This is a genomic window from Gymnodinialimonas sp. JB5-7 (genome assembly GCF_055693405.1).
The window spans coordinates 325,455-336,571 of sequence record NZ_JBVFUX010000004.1 but is presented as its reverse complement, the minus strand read 5'-3'; the positions used below and the strand labels follow the sequence as shown (position 1 = coordinate 336,571).

General features: G+C 60.9%; 8 protein-coding genes and 2 pseudogenes. 7 read left to right on the top strand and 3 right to left on the bottom strand.

Annotation, left to right across the window (positions count from 1 at the left end):
• Nucleotide 1: 1 nt before the first annotated feature.
• From ACZ1HK_RS02340 to ACZ1HK_RS02310, 7 genes and pseudogenes are all read left to right on the top strand, one after another.
• Entirely contained in the window at nt 2-928 is a 927-nt protein-coding gene (locus ACZ1HK_RS02340) for a metal ABC transporter permease (protein WP_472627872.1), read from the top strand.
• 51 nt (nt 929-979) lie between these two features.
• A pseudogene (locus ACZ1HK_RS02335) lies at nt 980-1,821 on the top strand (tryptophan 2,3-dioxygenase).
• Nucleotides 1,793-2,978 (top strand): annotated as a pseudogene (gene kynU / locus ACZ1HK_RS02330) (kynureninase). The pseudogenes ACZ1HK_RS02335 and kynU overlap by 29 nt, the downstream one beginning before the upstream one ends.
• Before the next feature lie 46 nt (nt 2,979-3,024).
• Complete coding sequence (locus tag ACZ1HK_RS02325) at nt 3,025-3,747, top strand: GntR family transcriptional regulator (RefSeq protein WP_472627295.1); 723 nt, start codon at nt 3,025-3,027, stop codon at nt 3,745-3,747.
• Nucleotides 3,744-4,661: a dihydrodipicolinate synthase family protein gene (locus tag ACZ1HK_RS02320; RefSeq protein ID WP_472627294.1), complete on the top strand. Its 918-nt coding sequence runs from the start codon at nt 3,744-3,746 to the stop codon at nt 4,659-4,661. The genes ACZ1HK_RS02325 and ACZ1HK_RS02320 overlap by 4 nt, the downstream gene beginning before the upstream one ends.
• 4 nt (nt 4,662-4,665) lie before the next feature.
• Nucleotides 4,666-6,159: an aldehyde dehydrogenase gene (locus ACZ1HK_RS02315; protein WP_472627293.1), complete on the top strand. Its 1,494-nt coding sequence runs from the start codon at nt 4,666-4,668 to the stop codon at nt 6,157-6,159.
• Nucleotides 6,156-7,484: an NAD(P)/FAD-dependent oxidoreductase gene (locus tag ACZ1HK_RS02310; RefSeq protein ID WP_472627292.1), complete on the top strand. Its 1,329-nt coding sequence runs from the start codon at nt 6,156-6,158 to the stop codon at nt 7,482-7,484. The genes ACZ1HK_RS02315 and ACZ1HK_RS02310 overlap by 4 nt, the downstream gene beginning before the upstream one ends.
• Nucleotides 7,485-7,513: 29 nt before the next feature.
• Here the strand turns inward: ACZ1HK_RS02310 and ACZ1HK_RS02305 are convergent, their stop codons facing one another.
• The 3 genes from ACZ1HK_RS02305 to ACZ1HK_RS02295 form a co-directional block, all read right to left on the bottom strand.
• Complete coding sequence (locus ACZ1HK_RS02305; RefSeq protein ID WP_472627291.1) at nt 7,514-9,064, bottom strand: trimethylamine methyltransferase family protein; 1,551 nt, start codon at nt 9,062-9,064, stop codon at nt 7,514-7,516.
• Between the two features lie 95 nt (nt 9,065-9,159).
• On the bottom strand, nt 9,160-10,179 hold the full coding sequence (locus tag ACZ1HK_RS02300; protein ID WP_472627290.1) for an AbrB family transcriptional regulator: 1,020 nt from the start codon (nt 10,177-10,179) through the stop codon (nt 9,160-9,162).
• 112 nt (nt 10,180-10,291) lie between these two features.
• Nucleotides 10,292-10,987 (bottom strand): alpha/beta fold hydrolase, encoded by a 696-nt coding sequence (locus ACZ1HK_RS02295; protein WP_472627289.1) that lies wholly within the window; start codon nt 10,985-10,987, stop codon nt 10,292-10,294.
• Nucleotides 10,988-11,117 lie beyond the last annotated feature (130 nt).

Below are 11,117 nucleotides of genomic sequence, written 5' to 3'. Positions count from 1 at the left end.
GATGGGGGCCGAGTTCGTTCAGTTTTCGCTGACGCCGATCCTGATCGGCATCTTTGCGGCCATCGCCTGTGCCTTGCCGGGCAACTTCCTGATCTTGCGGCGCCAAGCGCTGATCGGCGACGCGATCAGCCATGTGGTACTGCCGGGGATCGTGGTGGCCTTTCTGATCACGGGCGTTGTTGCGACCTGGCCCATGCTGATGGGGGCTGCGGCGGCGGCGCTTGTGGCGGTCTTCCTGATCGAGGTGGTGCGCCGCATGGGCAAGATCGAACCCGGCGCCGCGATGGGCGTGGTCTTCACTTCGCTTTTCGCAGGAGGCGTCTTGCTGTTGGAGCAGTCCGATACGTCGAGCGTCCATCTGGATGTTGAGCACGCCCTTATGGGCAATCTTGAGCAATTGATCTGGTTGCGGGCGGAGGGCTGGGGATCGCTGCTGGATCCGGTTGCGCTGTCGCATCTGCCGCCGGAGCTATTGCGCATGGCGGTGGCTGCGGCGTTGATCGGGGCGCTGACATGGCTGTTTTGGCGTCCCTTGAAACTGTCGAGCTTCGATGAAGGGTTTGCCCGTGCGCTTGGTTTGCCCGTCCGCGCCATTGGTCTGGGGCTTGTTACCGCAGCTGCCGTAGCCGCCGTTGCTGCCTTTGATGCTGTGGGCTCCATCATCGTGATCGCCATGTTCATCTGCCCACCTGCCGCTGCGCGGTTGATGACGAACCATCTGGGACGGCAGGTTGGGTGGAGTTTGGTGTTCGCCGTTCTGTCGGCGATCCTTGGCTATGTGTTTGCGGGATACGGGCCGCTGTGGCTTGGGGCATCCAACTCAGTCTCTGCGGCTGGAATGGTGGCGTCCGTCGCAGGCGTGATCCTGCTGCTGGCCTGCCTGTTTGGACCCGCCCGGCATCGGGTGGGCGTGGCCGCCGGCAGCTAGGCGCCGCGCTTTCCGGCTTGCCTGTGCGGCCCTGCAAGATACGCTCGGCCCATGTCCGATCCTCTTGACCCTGAAGTTGATGGCGCGCGCATGTCGTTTGACGGCGCAATGAGCTATGGTGATTATCTGGCGCTTGATCCAATCCTCGGGGCCGCACAGCCCAAGAGTCAGGCCCATGATGAGATGCTGTTCATCATTCAGCATCAGACCTCTGAGTTGTGGATGCGCCTGGCGCTGCACGAGTTGAATGCGGCCCGCGACGCTCTCATCGCCGATGATTTCCCGCCTGTTTTCAAGATGCTTACCCGCGTGGCGCGGATTTTTGAGCAGTTGAACGGCGCGTGGGATGTGCTGCGCACGATGACGCCATCGGAGTATACGGCCTTTCGAGAAGACCTGGGCGAGTCGAGCGGGTTCCAGTCGCACCAATACCGGTTGATCGAATACATCCTCGGCAACCGCAACACTGCCATGATGCGGGTCCATGAACACCGCCCGGCGCTGCATGCCATGCTGGCCGCAGAACTGACGCGCCAGTCGCTTTATGCTGTGGCTGTTCAAAAGCTGGACCCGGCGTTGCCCGCGCCCGCCATGGATGCACCGCACAAGCCGGTCGCGAGCAATCGAGGATGCATGGGTGGAAGTTTACCGCGACCCGAGCCGCACATTGGTCGCTTTATGAGTTGGCGGAAAAGCTGGTCGATCTTGAGGATTACTTCCGCCGCTGGCGGTTCAATCATGTGACGACGGTAGAACGGATCATTGGCTTCAAGCGCGGCACCGGCGGCACGTCGGGCGTGCAATATCTGCGCCGAATGCTGGAGGTAGAGCTGTTTCCGGAGCTTTGGAACGTAAGGGGCAGCTATGAGCTTGCCGATGAAGGATCGCTTTGAGCTGCCCGAGGGGATGATCTACCTCGACGGGAATTCGCTTGGGCCCTTGCCGAAAGGGGTCGCTGCGCGCGTTGCGCAAAAGATGACGGACGAGTGGGGGGCAGCTGATCAAAGGCTGGAATGCCTGCGGGTGGATGGCGCAGCCCAGTCGTGTGGGGGATATGGTCGGCCGGATCATTGGTGCGCCTGAGGGCTCAGTCGTCATGGGGGACACGCTGTCGCTGAAGGTGTATCAGGCGCTTTCGGCAGCCTTGCAGATGCGGCCAGAGCGCAAAGTGATCCTGTCGGACATCGGCAATTTCCCTACGGATCTCTACATGGCCGAAGGCTTGGTGCGGCATCTGGGGCAGGGGCATGAATTGCGCGTGGTGGCACCCGAGGATGTGGCCGGTGCGATCACGGACGACACCGCGGCAGTGATGTTAACGCAAGTGGACTACCGCACCGGTCGGATGCACGACATGAATGCGATCACCGCCACGGCGCATGGGGCAGGGGCCGTGATGATTTGGGACCTTGCCCATTCAGCTGGGGCTGTTCCTGTAGATATGGCTGGTTCAAACGCCGAATTCGCCGTTGGCTGCACTTACAAATACCTCAACGGGGGGCCGGGCGCGCCGGCGTTCATCTATGTCCGGCCCGATCTGGCGGACAGCATCGACCCCGCGCTCGCGGGGTGGCTGGGGCATGAGGCGCCATTTGCCTTTGATCTCGACTATCGCCCTGCGCCGGGGATTGAACGGATGCGCGTGGGCACGCCGCCTGTCTTGCAAATGGCCGCGCTGGAAGAGGCGATGGCGATTTGGGAGGAGGTTGATATGGCCGATCTTCGCGCCGCCTCTATCCAATTGTCTGAGCTGTTCATTGACGAGGTGGAGGCGTATTGTCCGGATCTTCGCCTGGCGAGCCCGCGTGACGCAGCGCGGCGGGGCAGCCAGGTCTCCTTCCATTTCGAGCATGGCTATGCCGCAATGCAGGCGCTGATTGCGCGCGATGTAATCGGCGATTTCCGCGCGCCAGATATCATGCGCTTCGGTTTCACGCCGCTGTACATCGATGAAAGCGACGTCAGAGGCGCCGTTGCCATCCTGGCCGAGATCCTGCGAGACCGCCTTTGGGACCGCCCTGAATATCTGACCCGCCAGCGCGTGACGTAGAATATACATATTGTATTCAGGCAAGATTCGGGTCTAGCGTCCGCCCATGGCTGCTGATCATCTTTCTCCGCGAAACCGCAAGGCGGCTTTGGCCGATCACTTGCGGGCGAGTATCCTTACGCTGGAATATCACCCAGGCAGTGACTTGGATGAGGTCGCAATCTGCGAACGCTTTGGCCTGAGCCGTACGCCCGTGCGCGAGGTGTTTCGCGACCTTGATGGCGCAGGCTATGTCGAGTTGCGCGAGAACAAGGGCGCTCGGGTGGCGGCGCTGTCGCACACAACGTTGCGCGACTTCTTCCTTGTGGCACCGATGATCTATTCCGCGATCTTGCGACTGGCGGCCTGCAATGCCACGGCTGCGCAGATCACGCAGCTGAAAGCGGCTCAGAACGCGTTCACCGCAGCCTTGCGCCAAGGCAGTGCGGCGGAGCGGGCGCTGACGAATTCCCGCTTTCACGAGATCACGGGCGAGATGGCGGGCAACGTATACCTGATCCCGTCCTTCCAGCGCTTGTTGATTGATCATGCGCGGATCGGGATGACATTCTATCAACCCAAAAACCAGCAGATGGCGGAAAATCTGGCGAAGGCCAGCGAACACCACGATGCGATCATTGCCGCAATTGAGGCGGGCGACGAAGACGCCGCCGCCGCGTTGGCTGAGGCACATTGGGCGCTGAGCCGGGATGAGATCGGGCGTTTTGTGCTTCCAACGCCACTCGATTTGGGTTTGGGCGACGATCTTGCGGGCGGAGGCGCGTCGTGACCCCAATCTTCAACTTCGACGGTATCTACACGCCAGTGGTGACGCCCTATGCCCAAGATGGCTCGGTCCATTGGGACCGCTTGGCGGATGTCGTGGAATGGTTGGTCGAGAATGGCGTCAATGGTCTGATCTCCGGCGGCTCGACCGGAGAGAACTACGCGCAGACCCTTGCCGAACGGGTCGAGATCGCGCGGTTCACGAAGGATCGGCTGAACGGACGCCTGCCTTTGGTGGTGGGCACGGGGGCGATGTTGACCTCGGATAGTCTTGCACTGGCCGAGGCCGCGCGTGGGATGGAAGCAGACGCGATCCTGCTGGCCTCGCCACCCTATGCGGTGCCCACGGATCGTGAAAACGCGTTGAATGCGCTCGCCATCGACCGGGCCGCGAACTTGCCCATCATGCTTTACAATTATCCGGGTCGGACCGGCACAAATATGGGCGAGGAATTTCTGGATCGCGTCGGACGCTCCCGCAACTTCTGCGGGATCAAGGAGAGCTCTGGCGATATCAATCGCGTGCATCTGCTGGCGCGCGATTATCCGCATATTCAGCTTGGCTGCGGGATGGATGACCAGGCGTTGGAATTCTTTGCCTGGGGCGCGCCGTTCTGGGTGTGCGGCGGGTCCAACTTTTTGCCGCGCGAACATGTGGCGCTGTACCGTGCCTGTGTGGTGGATGGGGATTTTGCCAAGGGCCGCCGCATCATGTCGGCGCTTCTGCCTTTGATGCGCGTGTTGGAACAGGGCGGCAAGTTCGTGGCTACGATCAAGTACGGGGTCAGTATGCAGGGCATCGACTGCACGGATGTACGTGTGCCGCTCAAGCCGCTGAACAAGGACGACAAGCGCGCGTTGGAACAGGTGGTGGCCGTGGTCAAACGTACTGTGGCTGCGATCGAGGCGGAGGGCTGAGGCGATGGATCTTTTGACGGCACAGGAATACCGCGCATTGGCCGCGGATCTGGACCCGCCCGGTGGCGCCTTTATTGACGGTGGGTTCCGGCAGGCGATCTCGGGCAGGACATTTGACAGCGTGAACCCGGCGACGGGAGAAGTGCTTGCGGCGATCGCTTCATGCGGGGCTGAGGATGTTGATGTCGCCGTCGAAAAGGCGCGGGAGGCCTTTGAGGATGGTCGGTGGTCGCGACTGCATCCGTCGGAGCGGAAGGATGTTCTGATCCGCCTGTGCAAGTTGATGACACGTAACGCGCGCGAACTGGCCGTCTTGGAGAGTGTGGATTCGGGCAAGACCATCTTCGACTGCGAAACGGTCGATGTACCCGAAGCCATCAACTGCATTAAGTGGCACGCAGAAGCAATTGATAAGATTTATGATTCCGTTTCACCGGCATCGGATGATCATATCGCCATGGTGGTGCGCGAACCCGTCGGCGTGGTGGGCCTTGTCCTGCCGTGGAACTTTCCGCTTTTGATGATGGCGTGGAAGATCGGCCCGGCCCTCGCGTCGGGATGTTCGGTGGTGCTGAAACCGGCCGAGGAGACATCTTTGACCGCCCTTCGCCTTGCGGAATTGGCGATGGAGGCCGGGGTGCCCCGTGCGGTGTTGAATGTGGTGCCGGGTCTGGGGGTGGATGTGGGTGAGCCCATTGGGCGGCACATGGATATCGACATGGTGTCGTTCACAGGCTCAACGGAAACCGGATGCAAGTTCCTCTCCTATGCTGCTGAAAGTAATGCAAAAGAGGTGGTGCTTGAGATGGGCGGGAAGAACCCCGCTATCGTAATGGAGGACGCTGAAAACCTCGACCGGGTGGCGGCGCATATCGTGAACGGTGCCTATTGGAACATGGGCGAGAATTGTTCAGCTACATCTCGGTTGATCGTGCATGAGGCGGTGAAGGCCCCGCTGTTGGAGCGGATCGCGGCCCATGTGCGCGAATGGCCCGTGGGCGATCCACTGGATCCCGAGGTGCGTGTAGGTGCGTTGGTCTCAGAAGCGCATTTCAAAAAGGTTTCCAGTTATTTGAGTGGTGATCTTAACGTCGTTTTTGGTGGTAAGGCGGAAGATGGTCGCGTCGTACCGACTTGTATCGAAACGGATCCTTCCAGCCCGCAGGCCAGAGAGGAAATCTTTGGCCCGATCCTGTCAGTTTTGACGGTATCCGGGTTCGACGAAGCGATCAGCTTGGCCAACGACACACCCTACGGTTTGTGCGCCAGCCTGTTCACCGCAAATACGAAACGCGCCATCCGGGGCGCGCGGATGCTCAAGGCCGGCACGGTTACGGTGAACAGTTTTGGAGAGGGCGACATCACCACGCCGTTCGGCGGTTGGAAGCAATCGGGGTTCGGAGGCCGTGACAACGGTTTGCAGGCCCATGACCAGTACACCCAACTCAAGACCATCTGGATCGACCTGAGCGATGACGAAGATGAGGCGGTGGATTGAGCCGCTACGTCGCCCGGCGCCTGCCGAAACATCGTGGCGATGCCGCCTGGTCCTCGATCCTCGGGCCCGGCCCGCGCTATCCCCGGCTTGAGGAAGAGATCACCGCAGATCTTGTGATCATCGGGGCCGGGTTCGCAGGCTTGTCCGCGGCACGGCGGCTGGTGCAATTGCGTCCAGACGCGCGGATTGTCGTGTTGGAGGCCGGCCAAATTGCGGAAGGGGCGGCCGGGCGCAACTCCGGCTTCATGATCGACCTGCCGCATGAACTGACAAGCCATGACTACGCGGGTGCGGGCGATGATCGCGCCCAGATTGACATGAACCGGCACGCCATCGCCTTTGCGCGGGATGCAGTCGAAGACTACGGCATCTGTGCCGACTTCTTCGATCCCGCGGGCAAGGTTAACGGCGCTGTCAGCGACGCGGCGGATGCGCAAAACCAAAGCTACGCCGCGCATCTGGATGCGCTGGGGGAACCCTATGACCTGCTCGACGCGCAGGCGATGGCAGAGATGACGGGAAGCACCTACTATCGGTCCGGCCTCTACACGCCTGGCACCGTGATGCTGCAACCAGCCGGATATATTCGAGGCCTGGCAGAGGGTCTGTCGCAGACGATCGCTATCCACGAGAATTCGCCATGCATTTCGATCAAGCGGATTGGTCATGTGTGGCGGGTACAGGTGCCCAAAGGCGGCATTGCTGCGCCTCAGGTGATCTTGGCAACCAACGGGCATCTGGAAAGCTTCGGGCTGGCCACGGGGCGGTTGATGCATGTGTTTCTTTATGCGGCCTTTACGCCCGTCCTTCCCAAGGGTGCGGTCGCAGGCATTGGGCGCTGGGGGATCACGCCATCGGACCCGATGGGCACCTCCATGCGCCGGATTGATGCGCCGCAGGGCGGAGATCGTATTTTGACGCGGGCGGTGGCCACCTTGCGTTCCGGGATGCGCGCGACTGAGGCCGATCTTGCGCGCGCCGCCGCCATCCAGCAGACGAAATTTGACGCGCGGTTCCCAAAGCTTGCGGGGCTGAAGCCCGAATATTCCTGGGCCGGGCATCTTTGCTTGTCACGCAATGGCGCGTCGGTCACCGGTGAGGTCGAAGAGGGGCTGTTTACCGCTTGCGTGCAGAACGGTCTTGGCACGGCACGCGGAACGCTGACGGGAATGGCTGCAGCCGAGATAGCCTGCGGCGTCGACACGCATTTGACCCGGCATTTCGCGGCAGAGGCCGCGCCCACACGCCTGCCGCCTCAACCGTTTCGGGACATAATCGGCAATGCGGTGATCCGCTGGAAAGAAAGGCGCGCGGCGCTGGAGTAAACCGGCTGCCAAGACCTCAGAAGGACGGCTCAATGGGTCTGGTTCAGCGCCTCAGCCGCTGGAATCTCGCGCTCGCGGCGGGCGATGTATTCCATCAACGCTTCATTCACAGCCACATCAAGCTTGGGCTCTTCATAGGCGGCAAGCAGCTTTTTGGCGTAGGTCAGCGCGCGTTCCGTGATCTCGATTGAACCTTCCGCTGCCCATTGCTCAATCGAGTTGTTGTCGAACAATTCGGGCATGAAGAACGCCTCTTGAAAGGTTTCTTGCGTGTGCGGATGGCCAAGGTAGTGCCCGCCGGGGCCGATGTCTTTGACGGCATCAAGGGCCGCATCGAAATCGTGCCATTTGGGTCCTTCCGCCATGCGGTAGGCCATTGCGCACTGCTCGGCATCCACCACGAACTTTGCGACCGAGCAATGCATTCCCGCCTCGTTCCAGCCGGCGGAATGCCAGATGTAATTTGCGCCCGAATGCATCACGGCAGATAGCGTATGGGCGCTTTCATAGCCCGCCTGCGCGTCAAAGGTTTTGGCCCCGCCCAGGGTATTCGACGTGCGCCAGGGGACGTCGTAGAACCGCGCCATTTGGCCGATCATGAAGTTCATCAGGCTGATTTCGGGCGTGCCTGCCATTGGTGCGCCGGACTTCATCGAAACTGTGCTGAGGTAATGGCCATAGATCGCAGGCGCGCCTTTGCGGACAACTTGCGTGTAGGCCAGGGCCGAAAGAGCCTCGGCATTGAGTTGCGCCACAGTCACGGGGACGGACGCGGGCGTATTGGCGCCGCCAAGCACAAAGGGCGAGCACAGGATCGGCTGGTTCGCGCGGCTAAAGGCACGGAGTGCGCCAAGCATGGTCTCGTCCCACACGAGCGGTGAATTTCCGTTGCAATTGCCGGTCACCACGGGGTAGGTTTCCATGAACTCTGCGCCAAACAGGATCCGGCACATATCGATGACATCTTCGGCGTTCTTGGGGCTGGTCGTCATACCCATGAAAGTTTTGTCGGAATGCTTCATCGACGAATAGGTGATGCGAAGGTGTCGCTGGCTGATCGGATGGTCAAACGGCTCCACGATATGGTGTGCGGATGAATGCATCGCAGGCAGCATGTGGCTGAGTTTGTGGAACATCGCCAGATCGTCGAGCATCGGGTTGCGGCGTTTGTCCTCCAGATCACGAAGGTAGGGCGCACCGGTCATCGGCACGAAAATCGATCGCTGTCCGCCAAGGGGAACATTGTTTTTCGGGTTCCGGGCATGGAGGGTGAAGGTTGAGGGGATCGTCGCGATCAACTCTCGCACCAGACTGCGGTCAAGGTAGACCATCTCACCGTCGACCTTCGCACCGGCGGCCTTCCAATCGGCCAGTGCAATTTCATCCCGGAACTGCACGCCGATATTTTCAAGGATCTGCATCGACGCGGCGTCGATTTGTTCGACCTGCGCCCCGTCCATCACCTCGGTAAAGGGGAGCGTATTTTCCAGCCCGGGCAACATCGTGATGTCGATGGCCTGCCGTGCCGCGCGCCGTGAAGCACGCCCTCCGGCGCGGGTGCGCGTAACAGTATCGGTCATGGCAGGCCTCCCTTTGTATACATATCGTATACATCAGGGTTTGGGGCGACTAGCAGATTTCCGAAATCTCTTGGCTCAGCGCCGACATGCCCATGCTAGTGGCGGTCAAAAATGCGGGCTGCGATGGGCGCGCCCAGGATGACCGCGATGATGCGCAGCAAGTGATGGGCCACGACAAACGCCACATCTGCCCCAACGACAAGGGCCAGAACCGTCATTTCGGCCTGACCGCCGGGCGCGAACGCGAGGAGCGCCTCCAAGTGAGGGGCAAGGTCCCAGAAGACGGCCAATTCGGCAAAGGCGAGGGCCAGCAAGAGGATTATCACGCAAAAGCCCAAGGCGGCGGCCACATCGCGGCGAACCTCATGGCCCGTCACGCCGGAATATTTGGTTCCGACGACCATTCCGATGAAAAATTGCGCCGCAAAGATGGCCTCGGCCGGTGGACGAGATTGCAGAATGCCGGTGAAGGCCAGCACTGCGGCGACAATGAGCGGGCCAAGGATCGACGCACCGAACAGCCCGATCCGTTTTGCGCCTTGCCAGCCGATCAAACCAGCGGCGACCATCAGCAGCAATTGCACAGGCGCGATTGAAGCGACGGGAGCGCCTGGGGGATTGGTCAGGTCGACTTCCCATCCGAGGCTGAGCACGAAAGGCAGGAGCATCACAATGACCAGAACCCGTGTTGCGTGGATCAGCGACAGGGCGCGAACATCGCCACCGGCTTCTTCGCCGAAGACCAGCATGTCCTGCAAACCTCCTGGCATCGCGGAATAGTAGCTGGTCGCAAAATCAAAGCCCCACAACTTCATGAAATAGGGGATCCCGACGGCGCCGATGGCTGCGATCATCACCGGGATCATGGCCAGCGTTGGCCACATCGCGCCCATAGATTGCACGACCGATAGGGTCAACGTGGCCCCGACCGCCACGCCAAGGATGGCCCGCATGGCGTCATTGACCATCGGTTGGCCGCGCAGCTCCAGCCCCGCCAAAGCAGCGATCAGGCAGGCGGTGATTGGACCGAGCAAGAACGGAAGCGGCAAACCCAGCAGGTAGAACGCGCCAACGCCAAGGGCCGAAATCAGGTAAGTGCGTGTGAGGATCAGCAAGGGATGGCCTTGGGTAGGGACGGTGCAAAAGCTATACGCTTCGCACCAAGAAAATGGTATACCTTTGTATGCAATGCTCCCTTGCCACTACCGCAAAGCGGAGGAGGCCCGACTATCGCGAGAGCCAGCGCGCCAATGCCACGTTGGTTGCGTCTGGCTGTTCCAAGGTCGGCAAATGCCCGGCCCCTTCGATGACCTCCAGCGTCGCATCTGGCAGAAGATCTCGCATCAACGTGTGCCGGTCCAGCGGGCAGAGCGTGTCTGCGGCCCCGCACAGCACAAGAGCGGGCATGTTGAGCCCGCGTAACGTGTCAGATTGATCGGGCCGCACCTGAAGCGCGCGGGATTGGCTTTCAAACACCTCGGGCCCCAGGGCTTCGGCCATGGCCATGCACAGATCTAGGATGGAGCCCTGGTTAGGACCATCGGCGAGGTAATTTGGCTTCATCTCGTCGCGCATGACCCGGCGCAGACCACCGGCGCGCACTTCTGCAATCTGCGGCTCCCGGGCGGCGGCGCGCTCTGGCGGTTCGTCCAAGGGGTTCGTGTCGAGCAGTGCAATCCGTTCAATCCGGTCCGGCGCCTGGCGCGCCATCTCCATCGCGACGATGCCGCCCATCGATAAACCGGCAAGCGCAAAGCGACCCGGTGCGTGGGAAAGGATGTTGCTGGCCAGTTCCGGGATCGTGTTCGCATTGGTCAAGGGCGCCGTCATGACGGGTCGCCTGGCGGAAAAGGCGGTGAACTGCGGTTGAAACAGTCGCGCGTCGCACATCATGCCAGGCAATAGAAGAAGGGGTGTTTTCATGTTTTGGATCGACCTGTCCGTGACGTCCATTCAGTGCGTCACTTGTCGCGCGTCGCGATGTCTTTTGCAAATTCGTGGTGGAAGGATTAACCAAACGGCAGCACCCGCCATGTTAGGTTCGGTGCCTTTC